Below are 21,172 nucleotides of genomic sequence, written 5' to 3'. Positions count from 1 at the left end.
AGGTTGCAGCGCCGGAGCGGGGTGGGAGGGTCGAATCGGCTCAGGGCACATGGGCAGATTTTCAGGTGCCCGGGTCGCATTCCGTAGGGGCGAACTCATTCGCCAAGCAGCCCGCAGGGCTGCCCCAGCGTGGCCTGGACGCTGCGTCGCCCCTGCGGGTCGGTGGGCGAATGAATTGGCTCTGTCTGCGTTAAGTGTTGCTAGAGGATTTGAGTCCAGCTGATTGCCGAGCTCTGGTGATGATTCTGGTTTCGCCCTCCCGGGCGAGTCCCTTTTTTCAATCGCCAAAAAAGGAACCAAAAACGCTTGCCCCATCATCCGGCCCCGGCTTCGCCGGGGTTCCCTCACTCCATCGTCGCTCTGGGGGCCGGCGCGATGGGCCATCCATGGCCTGGCGCGCCTCTCGCGGCATCCATGCCGCTCGTCCCCCGGCGCAACGACTGCGTTCGGCCTCCTGGAGGGGCGTTGGCGGCTGCTCCAACTTTCTTCGTCCAGCGCATCGCCACGTGGTGCGCACAGGCTTTCGTAGGATGGTGTAGAGCGAAGCGAAACCCATGCGGTGGCGGTGGCACGACCCCTTGGGCGCCCGGAAATGGCCGTGCTTGAGCCCTTGCATTAAAACCACAACAGCTAACGCCGACAGAGCCAATGAGTTCGCCCCTACGGCGGCTCTGGAGGGTCCTATCAGCTCAAAACCCCAGGGTTACCCCCGCAAAACCCTGCCATTGCGGCCCGGTGCCGTTGGCCTGTCACAGAAGCTTCATCCGTGCTGCCTAGCGTCCGCTCCCACATTGCCGGGCCATTTGCTCGGCCTGGATTCCATCCTGGGGAGAGCATTCATGTACAAGCGCAGCACCGCCGCCCGGCTCGCGGGCTTCACCTTCAGCGCGCTGACCCTGGCCATGGCCGGCGTCGCGCTGGCCGCCGACGATGGCGCCGCCGGCGCCACCGAGCACGTCGAGGTGGTCGGCCAGGCCGTGAGCATCGACAAGGCGCTGAAGGAGCAGCGCGCCTCCGACAGCGTCGAGAGCGTGGTGCATGCCGATGGCGTGGCCCAGTTGCCGGACCAGAACGCCGCCGAAGCGGTGCAGCGCCTGCCCGGCGTTTCGGTGGAGCGCGACCAGGGCGAAGGCCGCTTCGTCAGCGTGCGCGGCCTGGGCCCGGACCTGAACAGCGTCACCATCAACGGCACCCTGGTGCCGGCCCCGGAAAGCGACCGCCGTGCCGTGGCCCTGGATGTGCTGCCCGCCGAGCTGGTGCAGTCGCTCACCGTGGTCAAGACCCTCACCCCGGACATGGACGCCAACTCCCTCGGCGGCACCGTCGAGGTGGAGAGCCTCTCCGCCTTCGACCACGAGGGGCTGTTCTACACCGGCAGCACCGAGGCCAGCTACGACGAGAACACCGACAAGACCAGCCCCAAGTTCTCCGGCGCCATCAGCGACCGCTTCAGCCTCGGCGACGGCATCGACAACTTCGGCGTGGCCGCCGCCCTGAGCTGGCAGGAGCGCAAGTTCGGCTCCGACAACGTCGAGACCGGCGGCGCCTGGGACTTCGAAAACGGCGCCCGCCTGGAGGAGCTGGAGCAGCGCGACTACGCCATCACCCGCGAGCGCGCCGGCGGTGGCCTCAACTTCGACTACAAGCCCGACGACGTCTCCAGCTACTACCTGCGCACCCTCTACAGCCGCTACAAGGACAGCGAGACGCGCAACGCCGCCGGCATGGAGTTCGACGATGCGCGCCTGCCGGGCGAGACCGGCGATGGCGAGGGCTACCGCGAGCTGAAGGACCGCGAGGAAACCCAGGAGATCCAGTCCTACGTCTTCGGCGGCGAACGCATGATGGGCCTCTGGACCCTGAGCGGGCAGGCCGGCTACAGCCGCTCCAGCGAAGACAGCCCCGGCCACATCGCCGGCGCCACCTTCAAGGGCACCCGCGACTTCACCGGCACCGGCTTCGACAACAGCAGGAAGCCCCGCCTCAACGTCGAGGACGGCTTCTACGACCCGGCCAACTTCGCCCTCGACCAGGTCGACTGGGAAAAGCAGAACACCAAGGACACCGAGAAGAACATCCGCCTCGACCTCGCCCGCGACTACGACCTCTCCGGCTACGCCGCCCAGGCCAAGTTCGGTGGCAAGCTCAGCCGCCGCGACAAGACCAACGACCTGGAGGCCTGGACCTACGAGGACCTGGACACCTTCTTCAGCGACGAACAGCTCAACCTCGGCCAGTTCCAGAAGGGCACCGTGCACTACGCCCTCGACCGCTTCGGCCCCGGCATCAGCGCCAGCGCCGTCAAGGGGCTGATCGGCCAGCTCAACGCCGCCGACTTCTACAACGAGGAAGAGTCGCGGGTGAACGACTTCGACATGAGCGAAGACATCAACGCCGCCTACCTCATGAACACCCTGGACGTGGACGACTGGCGCTTCATCGCCGGCATGCGCTACGAGGGCACCGAGTTCGAGGCCAAGGGCACCGGCATCCGCGACGGCGACTTCGAGAGCATCGAGCGCAAGCGCGACTACCACCACTGGCTGCCCGGCCTGCACGCCCGTTACCAGATCGACAAGGACACCCAGTTGCGCGCCGCCTGGACCAAGTCCGTGGTGCGCCCGACCTTCGGCCAACTGGCCCCGGGCTTCGTCATCGACGGCGACGAGGCCAGCTTCGGCAACCCCGACCTGTCGCCGCTGGAGTCGAGCAACTTCGACCTGGGCATCGAGCACTACCTGGGCCGCGCCGGCGTGGTCTCCGCCTTCGTCTTCTACAAGGACATCGACAACTTCATCTACAACACCGACCTCGCCGGCAGCGGCGCCTGGGCGACCTTCGACGAAGCCAACACCTTCGCCAACGGCGACAGCGCCAAGCTCTACGGCCTGGAACTGGCCTACTCGCAGAAGTTCGACTGGCTGCCCGCCCCCTGGAACGGCCTGCTGCTGGGCGCCAACGCCACCTTCAGCCGTTCCGACGCCAGCATCGAGGGCTTCGACCAGGCCAGCGGCCGCCCCCTCGAGCGCGACATCGACCTGCCCAACCAGTCCGACACCGTCGGCAACCTGATCCTGGGCTGGGAGAACGACAAACTCAGCCTGCGCCTCTCGGCCAACTACAAGTCCGACTACCTCTACGAAGTGGCCCCGGTGGGCGACCGCCAGCACGACCTGCACGTGGATGCGCAGACCTTCGTCGACTTCAGCGCCCGCTACTTCCTGACGAAGGAGCTGCAACTGTCCTTCGAGGCGCAGAACCTCACCGACGAGCACTACTACGTCTACACCGGCAGCCGCAGCTACAACGCCCAGTACGAGGAATACGGCCCCACCTACAGCCTCGGCCTGACCTTCACCCACTTCTGATCGCCGCGCCCTCCCATGGGGAGGGCGCTCCCCCGCATCGCCTGGAACCGCCCGATGACCCACACCCGCACCCGCAACCCCCTGCTGCTCGCCGCCCTGCTCGGCCTGGCCGCCTGCCAGCCGCAGCCGGCCGCCGAAGCCCAGGCCCTGCAACTGGCCCTCAGCCCCTGGGGCGCCTCGGCCAAGGTCAGGGCCGACGACCTGCGCCCGCTGCCCGGCTCCGCCCTGCGCCTGGCCGCCAGCGAGCGCAACGGCCTGCTCCTGCTGGACGGCGAAGGCCGCGAGCTGGCGCGCCTGCCCGGCTCCTACTCCGGCCTCGACCTGCGCAGCGCCGGCCCCAAGGGCGTGATCGTTGCCAGCCTCGACAACGCCACCCAGCAGGCCACCCTGGTGAGCCTGGACACCGACACCCATCGCTGGGGCCGCCCGCTGCAACTGCCGGCCCGCGACTACGCCGTGGCCGGGCTCTGCCTGTACCGCGACGACGCCCGCAACCTCTACCTGTTCCTGGTGGGCGAGGACGGCCATGGCGAGCAGTGGCTGGTGGGCGCAGGCCCGCGCCTGAATGCCGAGGCCCGGCGCGTGCGCGGCCTGGCCCTGCCGCCGGCCGCCGAGTACTGCCAGGTGGACGACGCCGCCAACCGCCTGTTCGTCAACGAAGAGCACGTCGGCCTCTGGGCCTACCCGGCCCACCCGGAAGCCGACAGCGCCCGCGTGCCGGTGGACCTGGTCGCCCCCTTCGGCGGCCTGGCGAAAAGCGCCGGGGCCCTGGCCGTGGTCCCCGGCGGCCTGCTGGCGCTGGACCCTGCCGCCGCCCGCCTGCACCTCTACCAGCAGCAGGGCGAGGCCTGGAACGCAGTGGCCAGCCTGGCGCTACCCGGCCTGGACGAGCCCGAGCGCATCGCCGTCGCCGCCAGCGCCCAGGGCACCGACCTGCTGTTGCAGGACGACGCCAGCGGGCGCCTCTACCAGGGCCGCCTGGACTGGCAGGCGCAGCCCGTGGCCCTGCCGCCGGTGCTGCCCAGCGTCGCCGCCCTGCGCCAGAGCGAGCCGGTGGGCCGCCAGGGCGACGCGGCGGACGACCCGGCCATCTGGGTCAACCCCAACGACCCGGCCGCCAGCCGCGTGCTCGGCACCAACAAGAAGCAGGGCCTGCTGGTCTACGGCCTCGACGGCCAACTGCTGCAGGAGCTGCCGGTGGGCCGCCTGAACAACGTCGACGTGCGCCCCGGTTTCGCCCTCGGCGGCCAGCGGGTCGACCTGGCGGTGGCCAGCAACCGCGACCGCAACAGCCTCAGCCTGTTCGCCATCGACCGCACCACCGGCGAGGTGAAGCCGGCCGGCGAGGTGCGCACCCCGCTCAAGGAGATCTACGGCATCTGCCTGTTCCAGCCGGCCTCCGGCGAGCTCTACGCCTTCGCCAACGGCAAGGACGGGCGCTTCCTGCAGTACCGCCTGGACGGCGCCAGCGGCGAGGCGAGCGGGCAACTGGTGCGCGAGTTCCGCGTCGAGAGCCAGCCCGAGGGCTGCGTCGCCGACGACCAGCGCCAGCGCCTGTTCATCGGCGAGGAGGACGTCGGCGTCTGGGCCCTGGACGCCCGCGCCGACGCCCCCGCCGACCTCAAGTCGGTGATGAAGGTGGGCGAGACGCTGCACGCCGACGTCGAGGGCCTGGGCCTGTACCAGAGCGAGGCCCGCGACTACCTGGTGATCTCCAGCCAGGGCAACGACAGCTACGTGGTGCTCGACGCCGAGCCGCCCTTCGCCCTGCGCGGTGCCTTCCGCGTCGGCCTCAACGCCGCCGCCGGCATCGACGGCGCCTCGGAGACCGACGGCCTGGACGTCACCTCCGCCAACCTCGGCGGCCCCTGGAACCAGGGAATGCTGGTGGTGCAGGACGGCCGCAAGCGCATGCCCGAGCAGACCCAGAACTTCAAGTTCGTGCCCTGGGCCGAGGTGGCCCGGACCCTGGGTCTGCACTGAGCTGTCATCAATCCGTCATCGCCGCGTAATCGAATAGGGCCCTGCGGGGCCCGGCCACACGAGGAACCAACCATGCACGCAACACTGGAACAGATGACCGTCTGGGGCCTGATCAGCGACGCCAGCCTGCTGGTGAAAGGGGTGATGGCGATCCTGCTGCTCGCCTCCCTGTTCAGTTGGTACCTGATCGTCCAGCGCGGCACCCTGCTGGCGCGCGTCGAGCGGCAGGCCAAGGCCTTCCAGGCGCGCTTCCGTGGTACCGCCGACCTCAACCTATTGCAGCGCAAGGACGGCGAGCCGGACGAGGACGCCGCCCTGGAGCGCATCTTCCAGGCCGGCTACCAGGAATTCGCCCAACTGCGCCGCGAGCCGGGCATCGCCCCGGAGAGGGTGGTGGACGGTGTCGAGCGCAGCCTTTACGTCGCCATCGCCGAGGAGGAAGAGCGCCTGGAGAAGGGCCTCACCTTCCTCGCCACCGTCGGCTCGGTCAGCCCCTACATCGGCCTGTTCGGCACCGTGTGGGGGATCATGAATTCCTTCATCGGCCTGTCCCAGGTGCAGCAGGCGACCCTCTCCACCGTCGCCCCGGGCATCGCCGAAGCGCTGATCGCCACCGCCATCGGCCTGTTCGCCGCCATCCCCGCGGTGATCGCCTACAATCGCTTCTCGGCCCGCGCCCAGGGCCTGGTGGCGCGCTACTACGCCTTCGGCAACGAACTGCAGGGCCGCCTGCAACGTCGCCTGGCCGGTGCCAACCCCGTCGCCGCCGCAGCCTGAGGTGCAGCATGCTCGTCCGCCCCCAGCGCAAGCACGGCCCCAAGGCCGAAATGAACGTGGTGCCCTACATCGACGTGATGCTGGTGCTGCTGGTGATCTTCATGGTCACCGCACCGATGCTCACCCAGGGCGTGAAGATCGAACTGCCCAAGGTGGCCAGCGAGGCGCTGCCCCGTGACAGCCAGCAACGCATCCTCACCCTCTCGGTGCAGGCCGACGGCGGCTACTACTGGAACCTCGGCACCGAGCTGGACACCGAAAACCGGACCGACAGCGCCGTGGCCCTGGAGGAAATGACCGCCAAGGTGGGCGCGCTGATCGCCGAGCGCGGTGACACCCAGGTGTACATCCGCGCCGACCAGGACGCCGGCTACGGCAAGGTGGTGGCCGCCATGGCCGCGCTGCAGCAGGGCGGGGTGGCCAACCTCGGGTTGATCACCGAGGCGCCGCAATGAGCGTGATGGTCATGAGCGATGCGCCTCTCTTCCGCCTGCCGCTGCCCGGCGCCCGCACCTGGCGTACCGTCTTCGCCGCCGGCTGCGCCCTCGCCCTGCACCTGGGCGTGCTGGCGCTGCTGATGGCCGGCTGGGCCCCCGAGCGCCCCGCCGAGCCCGTGCAGCGGGTGCTCACCACCCAGCTCATCAGCCTGCCCGCGCCGACGCCCGAACCGGCCCCCGCGCCCCCGGTGCCGGCGCAGCCGGCCGTGGCCGAGCCCGCCCCGGTGGAGCCGCCGCCGGCGCCGCTCGAACCGCCGAAGCCGCAGGTGGACCCGCGAATCGAGCAGCGCAAGCTGGAGCAGGCCGCCCTGGCCCGCAAGCGCGTGGAAGAACAGCAGCGCCAGGAGCAGGTGCAGCGGGAAACCCGGCGCCGCGAACAGCAGCGCCTGGAGGCCGAGCGCGCCGCCGAGCAGCAGCGCCAGCAGGAGCTGGCCCGCCAGGCGGAGCAGCAACGCCAGGCTGCCGAGCGTGCCCGCCAGGCCGCTGCCGAAGCCGCCGCCAACAGCCGCCAGTACCTGCCGATCGCCAAGGAAGCGCCGGACTACCCCCAGCGCGCCCTCGACAAGGGCATCCAGGGCGACTGCACGGTGGAGTACCGGGTCAACCCGCAAGGCCGCGTCGAGGACCCGCAGGTGGTGGGCGACTGTCACCCGCTGTTCATCCGCCCGTCACTGGCCGCAGCGCAGACTTTCCGTTACCAGCCGCGCCTCGAAAACGGCCAGCCCGTGGCCGTGCCCGGCGTGCGCAACACCTTCCACTACCGCATCGAACGCTGAGCACGCAGCGCCGGCGCATAACCAGAAGAGAGACGTGATGAACCGGGACTACGACGCTTTCCACGCCGCACTGGCCGCCCACGACGACGTGGCCATCAACCCCAGCGGCAACCGCCCCCTGGACCAGATGGTCGATGCCGGCCGCCGCAACGTCCTCAAGGGCGGCCTGGCCCTCGCGGCTCTGGGCTTCTTCGGCGGCGGCATCAGCGCCTGCCGCACCCTGGCCGAGACCCCGCTGCTGGGCTTCAAGGGCGTGCCCCAGCAGTTCGATGCGAAATTCGACCAGGTCATCGTCGCCGAGGGCTACAGCGCCCGGCCGTTCTTCTCCTGGGGCGATGCCGTGCTCGCCGATGCCCCGGCCTTCAAGGGCGACGCCAGCGAAACCTGGGAAGACCAGCTCAAGCAGGCCGGCGACAACCACGACGGCATGCACTTCTTCCCCTTTCCGGAGGCGCCCAACGACCACGGCCTGCTGGTGATCAACCACGAGTACATCAACCCCACCCTGCACGCCGCCGGCATCGTCTACGTCGATGGCAAGCGCAAGGTGGAGGACGTGAAGAAGGAGCAGGCCGCCCACGGCGTCAGCGTCATCGAGGTGAAGAAGGACGGCAGCGGCCACTGGCAGCGGGTCGCCGGCTCGCGCTACAACCGCCGCATCTCCACCCTCACCCCCATGCAGCTCAGCGGCCCGCTGGCCGGCAACGCCGCCATGAAGACCGCCTCCGACCCCAGCGGGCGGGAGGTGATCGGCACCCTCAACAACTGCTCCATGGGCGTCACCCCCTGGGGCACCTACCTCGCCTGCGAGGAGAACTGGCACAACTACTTCATCAACCGCGACGCGGCCGACCATGCCCAGCGCGTGTCGCACAAGCGCTACGGCATCGCCAAGGAAGGGCTGAGCAAGAACTACGGCTGGGAGACCGCCGACCCCCGCTTTGACGCCACGCCCTACCGCGACCAGCCCCACGACGGCCATGTGCAGGAGCCCAACCGCTTCGGCTGGGTGGTGGAGATCGACCCCTTCGACCCCACCAGCAAACCGAAGAAGCGCACCGCCGTCGGCCGCTTCTGCCGCGAGTGCTCCACCCTGTCACTCGGCAAGGATGGGCGCATGGCCTACTACTACGGCGACGACACCAAGGGCGAGTACATCTACAAGTTCGTACCCAGTGGCCGCTTCGACGCCGCCAACCCCAGGGCCGCCCGCGACCTGCTGGACGACGGCACCCTCTACGTCGCCCGCTTCGACGACGACGGCAAGGGCCAGTGGCTGGCCCTGGTGCACGGGCAGAACGACCTCACCGCCGAGAACGGCTTCCCCAGCCAGGCCGAGGTGCTGCTCAATGCTCGTGCCGCCGGTGACGTTCTCGGCGCCACGCCCATGGACCGCCCCGAGTGGGTGGCCGCGCACCCGGAGACCCGCGAGGTCTACGTCACCCTCACCAACAACGACGAGCGCGGCACCAAGAAGCCGGTGAACGCCGCCAACCCGCGCCCGCACAACCTGCACGGGCAGATCCTGCGCTGGAACGAGGCGGGCGGCGACCCCACCGCCACCACCTTCGAATGGGAGATCTTCCTGCTCGCCGGCGAGCCCCAGGGCGCCAGGGACGACAAGGGCCAGCCGGTGCCGGCCAACCTCATCGGCACCATCAACGGCGACGCCTTCTCCTCCCCGGATGGCCTGGCCTTCGACCCCGCCGGCCGCCTGTGGATCGAGACCGACTTCGACGACATCGAGCCGGCCATGGCGCGCATCGGCTGCAACCAGTTGCTCTGCGCCGACCCCAGGACCCGCGAGGTGCGCCGCTTCCTCGTCGGCCCGCGTGGCTGCGAGCTGACCGGCATCACCTTCACCCCGGACGGCCGCAGCATGTGGGTCAACATCCAGCACCCCGGCATCAGCTACCCCGCCAGCGACGGCAAGAGCCGCCCGCGCTCCACCACCGTGCTCATCACCAAGAACGACGGCGGCGTGATCGGCAGTTGAAGGGCCTCAGGTCCCCGGCATAGCTCGGCAACGAACTGGCAAGCCATGCAACGGCAAGCGCCATTTGCACATCCTGCTTGCCCTCAATCGCCCGGCAGCGCCTGCACCGCCTTGCAACTGGCCTCGTAGTGCTGGGCGCAGGCCGCCCGGTACAGGCGGCGGGCCTGGTCCGGGTCGCGCGGTACGCCTTCGCCCCGCAGGTACAGGCTGCCGAGCACGTGCTGGGCCATGGGGTTGCCGGCGGCAGCGGACTGATTCAGGTAGCGCAGCATCTCCGGCTGGTTGGCCAGGGCTGGGTCGTTGCGGCCGGTGTAGAGAAAGGCCAGGCTCACCGCCGCCATGGCGTGGCCCTGGTCGGCGGCGCGGGCCCACCAGTACTGGGCCTGGCGGTAGTCCTTGGCCACGAAGAAGTGGCTGCCCAGCTTGAACTGGCTCTCCGGGTCGCCGCGCTGGGCCTGCACCTGCAGCACCTCTTGCTCGCTGGGCGGCGTCTCGCGGATGACGTTGGCCGGTGCCTGCGGCTCGGCAGGGCGCTCCGGTGTCTTGGCGGTGTGGGTGCAGCCGGCCAGCAGGACGGCGGCCAGCAGCGGGACGGACAGGCGGGACAGTGACGGACGCATGGAGGCTCCTCGGCCAGGGCAGGGATGGGCGGCGGCGCCGGGCGTACAGGGTGATCGGCTTCCGGCCGTGCTTCAAGGTGTTGCCGCCAGTGGGACCGGCCCCGCGTGAAAGGGTTCTCGTCGGTTGCCGGCTCGGGGTTGGCTTTGTGAAATTTATTGGATAGATTTTCATGAAATTAAATCTACAAAATTTCACGAGGCCCCCATGTTCAAGCAATCCGCCCAGCATGTCGGTACCTGGTACGCCGCCGCCTTCCCCGGCTCCATTCCGCTGCGCCCGCGCCTGCAGGCGAGCCAGGACTGTGACGTGGTGGTGGTCGGCGGCGGCTTCAGCGGCCTGCACACCGCCCTGCGCCTGGCCCTGGCCGGCAAGCGCGTGGTGCTGCTGGAAGCCAGCCGGCTGGCCTGGGCGGCCTCCGGGCGCAACGGCGGGCAGGCCTTGCTGGGCTGGTCCTGCGACATGCCCCCGCTGGAGAAGGCGCTCGGCGTCGACGGCGCCCGCCAGTTGTGGGACAGCATGCGCTGGGCCGCCGAGGAGATCCGCGAGCTGCCCACCCGCCACGGCTTCGAGGTGGACTACCGCAGCGGCAGCCTGTGGGCGGCCGTGCTGCCGCGCCGGGTCGGCCAGTTGCACGAGGCCCAGCGCGAGGCCGAAGCGAAGTGGGGCTACGACGCCTTGCGCGTCATCGAACGCGACGAACTGCCCGAATGGATCGGCAGCCCGCGCTACCAGGCCGCCCTCTACGACCCCGAGGCCGGCCACCTCGACCCGCTGAAGCTGGCCCACGGCCTGGCCAATGCCCTGGAAGCGGCTGGCGGGCGCATCTTCGAACAGACCCAGGCCCTGGAGTACCGCGCCCGCGGCGAGGGCTACAGCGTGCGAACCCCAGAGGGCGAAGTGCGCGCCGACGTGCTGGTGCTGGCCTGCAACGCCTACATCGATCGCCTCGACCCGGCCCTGGCCCGGCGCGTGCTGCCGGTGGGCTCCTACCAGGTCGCCACCGAGCCGCTGGACCCGGCGCTGGCGCGCTCCCTGCTGCCGCGCAACAGTTGCGTGATCGACAACCAGTTCGTCCCCGACTATTTCCGCCTCACCCCCGACAACCGCCTGCTCTTCGGCGGTGGCTGCACCTACCTGGGCGGCCTGCCCAGGGACGTAGCGGCCGCCACCCGGCCGCACCTGGAGCGGGTCTTCCCGCAGTTGCGTGGCGTGGGCATCGAGTACGGCTGGGGCGGGCACCTGGACTGCAGCATGAAGCGCACCCCCGACATCGGCCGCACGGGCCAGCGCTACTGGCTGCAGGGCTTCTCCGGGCACGGCGTGCTGCCGACCCTGGCCGGTGCCCGCGCCGTGGCCGACGCCATCCTCGGTGACGACCGCCTGCTGGGGCTCTACCAGCGCCTGAACAACCCCGGCTTCCCCGGTGGCGCATTGCTGGCGCCACCGCTGGAGGCCATCGGCAAGGCGTACTACCGCCTGCGCGACCTGATCTGAAGGGCTGCCTGCCGGCACCCGGCGGGCACCACGGAGATTCCAGATGGACAAGCAAGACGAAATCGAAGGCCTCGCGATCCTCATCCGCGACCTGCGCAAGCACAAGAACGTGACCCTGGGCGACCTGGCCACCCGCATCGACCGCTCGGTGGGCTTCCTCTCCCAGGTCGAGCGCGGCCTCTCGCGCCCCACGGTGGCCGACCTCACCGCCATCAGCGAAGCGCTGGGGGTGCCGACCACCTACTTCTACAGCCTCAGCAAGCCCCGCGAGATCCCCTGGATCACCCGCCCCGACGAGCGCCGCACCCTCTACTACGCCGGCGGCATCACCGACGTGCTGGCCTCGCCGACCATGTCCGGCGGCTTCTCCATGCTCGAAAGCCACCTGGAGCCCGGCGCCACCAGTGGCGAAGGGCACCTGGACGACAGCTCCGAGCAGGGTGGTTTCGTCCTCGAAGGCGAGCTGACGCTCTGGTACGGCGACGACGCCGAGCCGGTGACCCTCCAGGCCAACGACAGCTTCCAGCTACCGCCCCATGCGCAGTTCCGCTACGCCAACCTCACCGAACGGCCGACGCGGGTGCTCTGGGTCTTCACCTGACACCCGGCGGCTTCTCCCCTGAACACCTCTTTCCCATGCAGGACCGCAGTGATGACAACAACAAGACACCCCGATCTGCTCAGCGAAGTCCGCGCCTTCCGCGAACGTCACCCGGACATCCGCTACGTCGACCTCATCTGCCTGGACATCCCCGGGCACTTCTACGGCAAGCGCTACCCCATCGACATGCTGGAGAAGGTGGCCGCCGGCGGCCCGCTGAAGGTCCCGCAGAACTGCGTGCTGCTGGGCACCCAGGGCGGGCTGTACCCCATCGGCGATTACTGCTTCGCCGACGGCGACCCGGACGCCCCGCGCCGCCTGGTGCCGGGCACCCTGGTGCCGGTGCGCTGGGAGAAGGAGCCCCTGGGGCAGATGCTGATCACCTCCGACGGCACCGAAGCACCCATCGAATTCGAACCCCGTGAAGTGCTCGCCCGCGTGCTGCAGCGCCTGGAACGGCGCGGCATCCGCCCGGTGGTGGCCTTCGAGCTGGAGTTCTACCTGTTCGACCGCAAGCTCGACGCCGGCCTGCCGCGCTTCCCCCGTGACCCGCTGTGCGAGGACGAGGACGATCAGCCGAACATGCACATCGAGCGCCTCTCGCGCTTCTCCAGCGTGCTCCACGAAATGGTCGACGCCGCCAACGAACAGGGCGTGGCCGCCAACGTCATCACCGCCGAGCTCGGCCCCGGCCAGTTCGAGATCAACTTCGGCCACTGCGACGACGGCCTCCAGGCCGCCGACTGGGCCGCCCTGTTCTGCCGCAGCACCCGTGGCGTGGCCCTCAAGCACGGCCTGCGCGCCAGCTTCATGAGCAAGCCCTACCTGCAGGCGCCGGGCAGTGGCATGCACGTACACGTCAGCCTCTACGACCGCGACGGCCACAACCTGCTGGACGCCCAGGGCCAGCGCCCGCTGCGTCACGCCGTGGCCGGCTGCCTGGACCTGCTGCCCCACTGCATGCCGATCTTCGCCGCCAACCACAACGCCTTCCGTCGCTACGGCGCCATGGTCAACGCCGCCAGCCGCGCCAGTTGGGGCTTCGAAGACCGCGACGCATGCATCCGCATCCCCGAATCAGACGGCCGCAACCTGCGCATCGAACACCGCCTGGCCGGCGCCGACGCCAACCCCTACCTGGTGCTGGCGGCCATCCTCACCGGCATGGAGCACGGCCTCGACGCCGCCCGCGACCCCATCGCACCGCTCAACGAAGACCGCTCCAGCGGCATCGACTTCCCCACGGACATGCTCACCGCCGTCGCCGCCATGCGCGACCACCCCGTGGTCAACCAGGGCCTGGGCAGCGAATTCGTCATGGTCTATTGCGAGAACAAGCGCCAGGAGTACCTCGACTTCATGAACGAAGTCAGCGCCCGGGAATACCGCTGGTACCTGTAGCGGGACGCGCCGGGTGCGGGGTGGGTGGCGCGCTTCCCATCCATCCATGGCGCTCGCCATGACCCCGCACGGTGGACCGGTGAAGCGTGGTCCAACCCTACGTCTTTCGCGAGCAGAGCTCGCCCCTACACGCCGGCACGTCGCTGGTCGGGGCGTAGGGTGGATGGCGCTCTTTCCATCCACCAGCGGCGCTCGCCATGGCCCCGAATGGTGGGCCGATGCAGCGTGGTTCCCCTACGCCCGGTCCACCCCGCCAAAGGCGGCCAGCAGGTCTTCGACGAACGCCTGCTGCGCTTCGCTGGGTTCACGGCCGCGGTGGTGGGTGAGGCGGAATTCCACGTCGAAGCCCAGACGCTCGGGGAGCAGGGCGCGGAGTTGCCCGCGTGTCTCCCAGGGCGCGGCGATGTGGCGGGGCAGGTAGCCGATGTGGGCACCGGAGAGGATCAGCGCCAGGGTGCCTTCCACCTGCTCGGTGACCGCGCTGCTGGCGGCGGACTGGAAGGGCTCGGCCTCGCCGATGAAGCGGTAGGGGTGCAGCACCCGGTCGCAGTGGCGCAGGTCGCTCTCGGTCACGCGCGTGCGGTCGAACAGCGGGTGCCCGGCGCCGCAGAACAGCAGCTGCTCCTCGACGAACAGCGGCCGGTGCTCCAGCGCCTGCTGGTTGCCGGAGAAGTAGCCGATGGCCAGGTGCAACTGGTCCTGCAGCAGGCGCCGCTCCAGTTCGGCGGGCATGGCGCTGAGCAGCTCGATGCGCACTGCCTGGCGGCGCGAGCGGAAGCGCCGGATGGCGTCGGCCAGGCGCTGCATCACGGCATCGTCGAGGGCTTCGGAGAGGCCGATGCGCAGCTCGCCCAGGAGCATGTCGGCCATGCCCCGCGCCTCGCCCTTGAAGGTCTCGATGGCGCCGAACAGCCGCCGTGTGGCCGCCAGCACCTGCTCGCCCTTGGGCGTCAGGCGGAAGCCGGCCTTGCCGCGCTCGCACAGGCGAAAGCCCAGGCGCGTCTCCAGCTTGGCCATCTGCGTGCTGATGGTGGACTGGCCCACCCCCAGCGCGCCCTGGGCGGCGCTGAAGCCGCCGCTTTCGACCACGGTGACGAACAGCCTGAGCAGTTGCAGGTCCAGATCCTGGAGTTGGGCGAGCATGGGATTCTCCAAACATCGATGGCGAGCGATGCCAAAGTAGAACACTTCATATTTATCCGAAGCAAAGCCCGGCGCAGGATCGCCCCATCACCGCTCCGGGAGCTTTCGCCATGCGCCTTTCCCTGTTGTTCGCCCTGCTCGCCGCCTGCGTCCTGCCCGCCCAGGGGCAGGACCGGGAGCTGAACCTCTACAGTTGGTCCGCCTACATCCCGCCCCAGGCGCTGGAGCGCTTCAAGGCCGAGACCGGCATCCGGGTGAAGTACGACATCTTCGACAGCGCCGAAGCCCTCGACGCCAAGCTGATGACCGGCGGCAGCGGCTATGACGTGGTGTTCCCCGCCAGCAGCGGCCTGGCGCGGGCGATCAAGGCCAATGCGGTGCAGCGCGGGCAATTGCAGCACTACGCCAACCTCGACCCGCAGCTGCTGGCCAAGCTCGCCAGCGTCGACCCCGGCAACCGCTTCGGCGTGCCCTACACCTGGGGCACCATCGGCCTGGGGCTGAACCGCGACGCGGTGCAGAAGCGCATCCCCGACGCACCGCTGAACAGCCTCGAACTGCTGTTCAAGCCCGAGTACGCCAGCCGCCTGAAGGACTGCGGCATCGCCGTGATCGACTCGCCCCAGGAGGTCATCAGCGTGGCCCTGCACTACCTCGGCAAGGACCCCTACAGCTCCGCCAAGGCCGACCTCGCGGCGGTCCATGAGCTGCTCACCGCGCTGCAGCCGAACCTGCGCTACGTCGGCACCGGCAAGCACATCAACGACCTGGCCAATGGCGAGATCTGCCTGGCGCTGACCTACAGCGGCGACGCCATCATCGCCGCCGGGCAGGCCCGCGAGACGAAGATGCCCTTCGAGGTGGTCTACCGCATCCCCCGCGAGGGTACGCTGATCTGGTTCGACACCCTGGCCATCCCCGCCGACGCGCCGCACCCCAAGGCGGCCCATGCCTTCATCGACTGGATGCTGCGCCCCGAGGCCATCGCCGAGCTGACCAACAGCCAGTTCTTCGCCAACGCCAACCAGGCCGCCACGCCGCTGCTGGACCCGGCGGTGGCCAACGACCCGGACATCTACCCGCCCCAGGCCGTGCGCGACCGCCTGTTCGGCGAGCAGGAACTGACCCTCAAGCAGCAGCGCGAGCGCACCCGCCTCTGGACGCGCTTCCGCACCCAGTACTGAACCCGCGCAGACGGGAAACACCCCACCGATGGAGCCCGATGACATGGAACACGCCTACGACAACGACCAGGCCATCACCCGGCCGAGCCTGCTGGGCACGGCCGCCGAAGCCACCTACGCCGGCATCACCAGCTTCATGCGCCGGCGCTACAGCCGCGACCTTGCCGGCGTCGACCTGGTGGTGAGCGGGGTGCCCTTCGACACCGCCACCACCAACCGCCCCGGCAGCCGCTTCGGGCCCCGCGCCATCCGCGCCGCCTCGGTGCAGATGGCCTGGGCGCGGCATTTTCCCTGGGAGTTCGACCCCTTCGACCACCTGGCGGTGATCGACTACGGCGACTGCGCCTTCGACCACGGCACGCCGCAGCACACGCCGGAGGCGATCCAGGCCCACGCCGCGCACATCCTCGAGGCCGGCGCGGCGATGCTCACCCTGGGCGGCGACCACTTCATCAGCTACCCGCTGCTCAAGGCCCACGCCGCCAAGCACGGGCCGCTGTCGCTGATCCACTTCGACGCCCACAGCGACACCTGGCCGGACGAAGAGGGCCAGCGCATCGACCACGGGACGATGTTCTTCCACGCCGCCCGCGAGGGCCTGGTGGACCCGGCGCGCTCGGTGCAGATCGGCCTGCGCACCACCAACGACGACGTGATGGGCTTCCAGGTGCTGGACGCCCGCGAGGTGCACCGCCACACCCCGGAGCAGATCGCCGAGCGCATCCGCGCGCGAGTGGGAGACAACCCGGTGTACCTGACCTTCGACATCGACTGCCTCGACCCGGCCTTCGCCCCCGGCACAGGCACCCCGGTGTGCGGCGGGCTCTCCAGCCACCAGGCGCTGGAAATCCTCCGTGGCCTGCGCGGCATCAATCTGGTGGGCATGGACGTGGTGGAAGTGGCGCCGCCCTACGACAACGCCGAAGTCACCGCCCTGGCCGGCGCCACCCTGGCGATGGAGATGATCTGCCTGTATGCCGCGCGGCATAAGGTGGGCGAGCGATAGGCGCGGCACTGAGGGAGCGAGTTCATTCGCGAACGAGGTAAAGCAAGAGCATCGCGGCTGAAGCCGCTCCCACAGGGTGGCCACCTGTAGCCCGGACTTCAGTCCGGGGACGGCGGTGGTGCCGGGGATGGGCGTTCGCGAGCAGAGCTCGCTCCTGCGGGGTTGGTGCCAGCCGGTGGGATTCCCGGGCTGAAGCCCGGGCTACGGAGTGCCCTGGCACGGTGTGAGCGAATTCATTCGCGAACGAGGTAAAGCAAGAGCATCGCGGCTGAAGCCGCTCCCACAGGGTGGCCGCCTGTAGCCCGGACTTCAGTCCGGGGACGGCGGTGGTGCCGGGGATGGGCGTTCGCGAGCAGAGCTCGCTCCTGCGGGGTTGGTGCCAGCCGGTGGGATTCCCGGGCTGAAGCCCGGGCTACGGAGTGCCCTGGCTCGGTGTGAGCGAATTCATTCGCGAACGAGGTGAAGCAAGAGCATCGCGGCTGAAGCTGCTCCCTCAGGGTGGCCACCTGTAGCCCGGACTTCAGTCCGGGACCGGCGGTGCTGCCTGGGGTGGGCGTTCGCGAGCAGAGCTCGCTCCTACGAGGTTGGTACCAGCCGGAGGGATTCCCGGGCTGAAGCCCGGGCTACGGAGCGCTCTGGCTCGGTGGGTGCGAATTCAGTCGCGAACGAGGTGAAGCACGAGCATCGCGGCTGAAGCCGCTCCCACGGGGTGTTACGGGATGCACCTGAAAAAAGCCACGGGCCCAAGGGTGGGCCCGTGGTTTCACGCACAACTGTCGATCATGGCGCGCAGGCCCAGGCGGGGGTCCTGGAACAGACGCGCATCCATCAGTTGGGGTTTGTCGACGAGGGGGCGGAAGTCCATGCGGGCAAGGATGTCGCGCTCGATGTCCACGCCCGGCGCGACCTCGATCAACTCCAGGCCCTCGGTGGTCAGGCGGAACACGCAGCGCTCGGTGACGTAGAGCACCGGCTTGCCGGCTTCGGCGGCGAGGCGGCCGGCGAAGGTGCGGTGCTCAACCTCGCGCACGAACTTGCGCAGCGCGCCGTCCTGCACGATGCGCAGGGCGCCGTTCTCGATGCGGATGTCCTGCGGGCCGGCGGTGAAGGTGCCGACGAAGACCACCGCCTTGGCGTTCTGGCTGATGTTGATGAAGCCTCCGGCGCCGGCCAGCCGCGTGCCGAACTTCGACACGTTGAGGTTGCCCGCCGCATCCGCCTGGGCCAGGCCGAGGAAGGCGAGGTCCAGGCCGCCGCCGTCGTAGAAGTCGAACTGGTAGGGCTGGTCGATCAGCGCGCTGTGGTTGCAGGCCGCGCCGAAGTCCAGGCCCGAGGCCGGCACGCCGCCGATCACCCCGGGCTCGGCGGTGAGGGTGAGCAGGTCGATCACCCCTTCTTCCGCCGCTACCGCCGCCACGCCCTCGGGCATGCCGATACCCAGGTTCACCACCGCGCCGGGCTTGAGTTCCAGCGCGGCGCGGCGGGCGATCAGCTTGCGCAGGTCCAGCGGCATCGGCTGCAGGCTACCCTCGGGCACCCGCACCTCGGCGGCGAAGGCCGGGTTGTAGGCGGTGGCGAAGGTCTGCTGGTGGTGCTCCGGCGCGGCCACCACCACGCAGTCGACGAGGATGCCGGGAATCTTCACCTGGCGCGGGTTGAGCGAGCCACGGGCGACAACCCGCTCCACCTGGGCGATCACCAGCCCGCCGGAATTGCGTGCGGCCATGGCGATGGCCAGGCTCTCGATGGTCAGCGCCTCGCGCTCCATGGTCAGGTTGCCGTCCTCGTCCGCGCTGGTGGCGCGCACCACCCCGACGTGGATGGGGAAGGTCTTGTAGAAGAGGTAGTCCTCGCCGTCGAGGGGCATGCGGCGCACCAGCTCCTCGGTGGTGCGCGCGTTGAGCTTGCCGCCGCCGTGCTCGGGGTCGACGAAGGTGCCCAGGCCCACCCGCGACAACTGCCCCGGCTTGCCGGCGGCGATGTCGCGGAACAGCTGGGAGATCACCCCCTGGGGCAGGTTGTAGGCCTCGATGCGGTTCTCCACCGCCAGCTTCTGCAACCCCGGCACCAGCCCCCAGTGGCCACCGATCACGCGGCGCACCAGCCCTTCGTGGGCCAGGTGGTTGAGGCCCCGGCCCTTGCCGTCACCCTGGCCGGCGGCGTAGACCAGGGTCAGGTCGCGCGGCGCCTGCTCGGCCTGGAAGCGCTGCTCCAGGGCGATGGCGATGGCCTCGGCGAAACCGATGCCGACGAAGCCGCCGGTGGCCAGGTGGGCGTTGTCGGGGATACGCGCCACCGCCTCGGCGGCGCTCATCACTTTGCTCATGTCGTACCTCGAGCGTGGAATTGGGGGCTGCCTGCTTCACCCGTGGGAGCGGCTTCAGCCGCGAAGGGTCGCGCAGCGGACCCGGGGCGCCCCTGCGGGCCGCATCGCGAATGAATTCGCTCCCACGGGCTACTCATCAGAAGCTGCCGAACAGGCTGCCGAGGGTGATCACCACCACCAGGGCCAGCAGGGGGAAGATCACCGTGTTCATGAAGATGAATCTGTAGGAATCGCGGTGGGTCAGCTTGCAGATGGCCAGCAGCGAGATCACCGCGCCGTTGTGGGGCAGGGTGTCCATGCAGCCGGAAGCCATGGCGGCGACCCGGTGCAGCAGCTCGGGGCTGATGCCGGCGGCGTTGGCCATCTCCAGGTACTGCGCGCCAAGGGTCTTGAGGGCGATGGACATGCCGCCTGAGGCGGAGCCGGTGATGCCGGCGAGGATGTTCACCGCCACCGCCTCGGACACCAGCGGGTTGCCCGGCACGCTCAGCACCAGGTCGCGGATCACCACGAAGCCGGCCAGGGAGGCGATCACCGTGCCGTAGCCCACCTCGGAGGCGGTGTTGAGGATCGGCAGCATGGAGCCGAAGGTGCCGTCGTTGAGGCTTTGCTTCAGGTCCGCCCAGCGCCGCCAGTGCAGGCCGATGAGCAGCAGCACCGCCGCGCTGAGGGCGACGATGATCGACCAGATGCCGATCACCGACTTGGCGTCCTGCAGGCCGCCGAACTCGGGCTTGGCCAGGTAGCTGGTGTCGAGGTTGGGCAGCACCTGCTTGGCCATCAGGAAGTTCAGCGCGATCACCAGCAGGATCGGCAGCAGCGCCAGCCAGAAGCCGGTCACCGGCAGGCCGCTCTGCTCGGTGGGGTCGTCCTTGTGGCTGCCGTAGCCTTCGCCGGCGGCCATCAGCTTGCGGGCCTGGGCGGCGAGCCACCAACTGCCGAGGCCGAGCATGAGCAGCCCGCCGATCAGCCCGAGGATGGGCGCGGCGAAGGCGTCGGTGCCGAAGAAGGGGCTGGGGATGGCGTTCTGGATCGCCGGTGTGCCGGGCAGGGCGGTCATGGTGAAGGTGAAGGCACCCAGGGCGATCGCGCCGGGCAGCAGGCGCTTGGGAATGCCCGCCTCGCGGAACAGCGCGGTGCCGATGGGGTACACGGCGAAGGCCACCACGAACAGCGACACGCCGCCGTAGGTCAGCAGCCCGCAGGCCAGCACGATGGCGAGGATGGCCCGCTCGCGCCCCAGCCGGGTGACGATGCCCTGGGCAATGGCGCGGGCCGAGCCGGAGTCGTCCATCAACTTGCCGAAGATGGCGCCGAGCAGGAACAGTGGGAAGAACTGGATCAGGTAGCCGCCCAGGGACTTCATGAACACCTGGGTGTAGGTGGGCAGCATCAACGCTGCATCACCGGCGAACAGCACCGCCAGCAGCGCCATCAGCGGCGCCAGGATCAACACGTTGTAGCCGCGGTAGGCCAGGAACATCAGCAGTGCGAGGGACAGCAGGATTCCGAGGGTACCCATGGGATTTCCTTCTTGTTGTTGTTTTGAACCGCCGCAGCGGCCGGGCCTGGGTCGGCCCTTTGCCGGTATAGAGCGAAAGCTGTGCCAGGTGGGCTGAAAAGCCCTGGGGAAGGCGCTGGTAGTGGGTTTGAGCCGTTAGCAGGAAGGGGAGCGAAGCGATTCAGGTGTCCACATGAGTGGACGGTGTCCTGTTTGTTGGACGCCTATTTCGAGTGATGTCCAAAAATATGGACGCCCCTTGACCCGAGCCCCCGGGTTGTAGGGGGGATGGCGCTTTACCCATCCACCACCGCGCCCGCCCCCAAACACCGTGGCCGCAGGTAAATGCACGCCCTGCCCGTCGACCAACCCCGCACCGCGTGGATCGATGAAGCGCGATCCACCCTACGTCGGCCTGTGAGTTTCGTGAGGTGGATGCCACTTCTCCATCCACCGACGTACTGACCCGTAGCCCGGGCTTCAGCCCGGGGCACCACC

General features: G+C 69.3%; 15 protein-coding genes. 11 read left to right on the top strand and 4 right to left on the bottom strand.

Annotated elements, in window-relative coordinates:
• Nucleotides 1–839: 839 nt before the first annotated feature.
• From A9G05_RS00075 to A9G05_RS00050, 6 genes are all read left to right on the top strand, one after another.
• The gene (locus tag A9G05_RS00075; RefSeq protein WP_069559037.1) at nucleotides 840–3,368 is read left to right on the top strand and encodes a TonB-dependent receptor; all 2,529 of its coding nucleotides are present in this window, start codon (nucleotides 840–842) and stop codon (nucleotides 3,366–3,368) included.
• A gap of 54 nt (nucleotides 3,369–3,422) precedes the next feature.
• A complete protein-coding gene (locus A9G05_RS00070) occupies nucleotides 3,423–5,351 on the top strand; it encodes a phytase (RefSeq protein WP_069559036.1) in 1,929 nt (642 codons plus the stop codon).
• Between the two features lie 72 nt (nucleotides 5,352–5,423).
• The gene (gene tolQ, locus A9G05_RS00065; protein ID WP_069559035.1) at nucleotides 5,424–6,128 is read left to right on the top strand and encodes a protein TolQ; all 705 of its coding nucleotides are present in this window, start codon (nucleotides 5,424–5,426) and stop codon (nucleotides 6,126–6,128) included.
• Between the two features lie 8 nt (nucleotides 6,129–6,136).
• The gene (gene tolR, locus A9G05_RS00060) at nucleotides 6,137–6,583 is read left to right on the top strand and encodes a protein TolR (RefSeq protein WP_044412031.1); all 447 of its coding nucleotides are present in this window, start codon (nucleotides 6,137–6,139) and stop codon (nucleotides 6,581–6,583) included.
• Complete coding sequence (locus A9G05_RS00055; RefSeq protein WP_069559034.1) at nucleotides 6,580–7,401, top strand: energy transducer TonB; 822 nt, start codon at nucleotides 6,580–6,582, stop codon at nucleotides 7,399–7,401. Before tolR ends, A9G05_RS00055 begins: the two co-directional genes overlap by 4 nt.
• Nucleotides 7,402–7,438: 37 nt before the next feature.
• Nucleotides 7,439–9,397, top strand: coding sequence for a PhoX family phosphatase (locus A9G05_RS00050; protein WP_069559033.1), 1,959 nt, complete (start codon nucleotides 7,439–7,441; stop codon nucleotides 9,395–9,397).
• An 83-nt stretch (nucleotides 9,398–9,480) separates the two neighbouring features.
• On the opposite strand, the gene A9G05_RS00045 is transcribed toward A9G05_RS00050, so the two are convergent.
• A complete protein-coding gene (locus tag A9G05_RS00045) occupies nucleotides 9,481–10,017 on the bottom strand; it encodes a tetratricopeptide repeat protein (protein ID WP_069559032.1) in 537 nt (178 codons plus the stop codon).
• Between the two features lie 205 nt (nucleotides 10,018–10,222).
• On the opposite strand from A9G05_RS00045, the gene A9G05_RS00040 reads away from it, so the two are divergent.
• The 3 genes from A9G05_RS00040 to A9G05_RS00030 are packed head-to-tail and all read left to right on the top strand — an operon-like array spanning nucleotide 10,223 to nucleotide 13,514.
• Nucleotides 10,223–11,512 carry an FAD-binding oxidoreductase gene (locus tag A9G05_RS00040; RefSeq protein ID WP_069559031.1) on the top strand — a complete coding sequence of 430 codons (1,290 nt, stop codon included), beginning with the start codon at nucleotides 10,223–10,225 and terminating at the stop codon, nucleotides 11,510–11,512.
• Nucleotides 11,513–11,555: 43 nt separating this feature from the next.
• Complete coding sequence (locus A9G05_RS00035; RefSeq protein ID WP_069559030.1) at nucleotides 11,556–12,113, top strand: helix-turn-helix domain-containing protein; 558 nt, start codon at nucleotides 11,556–11,558, stop codon at nucleotides 12,111–12,113.
• A 51-nt stretch (nucleotides 12,114–12,164) separates the two neighbouring features.
• Nucleotides 12,165–13,514, top strand: a complete 1,350-nt coding sequence (locus tag A9G05_RS00030; protein WP_171902693.1) for a glutamine synthetase family protein — start codon at nucleotides 12,165–12,167, stop codon at nucleotides 13,512–13,514.
• A gap of 234 nt (nucleotides 13,515–13,748) precedes the next feature.
• Here A9G05_RS00030 and A9G05_RS00025 read toward each other — a convergent pair whose 3' ends face one another.
• Entirely contained in the window at nucleotides 13,749–14,657 is a 909-nt protein-coding gene (locus tag A9G05_RS00025; RefSeq protein ID WP_069559028.1) for a LysR family transcriptional regulator, read from the bottom strand.
• Between the two features lie 110 nt (nucleotides 14,658–14,767).
• On the opposite strand from A9G05_RS00025, the gene A9G05_RS00020 reads away from it, so the two are divergent.
• Both A9G05_RS00020 and speB read left to right on the top strand, forming a co-directional pair.
• Nucleotides 14,768–15,841, top strand: coding sequence for a polyamine ABC transporter substrate-binding protein (locus tag A9G05_RS00020; protein ID WP_069559027.1), 1,074 nt, complete (start codon nucleotides 14,768–14,770; stop codon nucleotides 15,839–15,841).
• Nucleotides 15,842–15,884: 43 nt separating this feature from the next.
• Nucleotides 15,885–16,847 (top strand): agmatinase, encoded by a 963-nt coding sequence (speB, locus tag A9G05_RS00015; RefSeq protein WP_069559026.1) that lies wholly within the window; start codon nucleotides 15,885–15,887, stop codon nucleotides 16,845–16,847.
• Nucleotides 16,848–17,610: 763 nt separating this feature from the next.
• On the opposite strand, the gene A9G05_RS00010 is transcribed toward speB, so the two are convergent.
• Nucleotides 17,611–19,173: an acyl CoA:acetate/3-ketoacid CoA transferase gene (locus tag A9G05_RS00010; protein WP_069559025.1), complete on the bottom strand. Its 1,563-nt coding sequence runs from the start codon at nucleotides 19,171–19,173 to the stop codon at nucleotides 17,611–17,613.
• 136 nt (nucleotides 19,174–19,309) lie between these two features.
• Entirely contained in the window at nucleotides 19,310–20,695 is a 1,386-nt protein-coding gene (locus A9G05_RS00005) for a GntP family permease (protein ID WP_069559024.1), read from the bottom strand.
• Nucleotides 20,696–21,172: the final 477 nt, after the last annotated feature.

The organism is Pseudomonas sp. ENNP23, assembly GCF_001728945.1.
Classification (GTDB): domain Bacteria; phylum Pseudomonadota; class Gammaproteobacteria; order Pseudomonadales; family Pseudomonadaceae; genus Metapseudomonas; species Metapseudomonas otitidis.
Note: the sequence above shows the minus strand (reverse complement) of the source record. Positions and strands in the feature narration are given on the sequence as shown.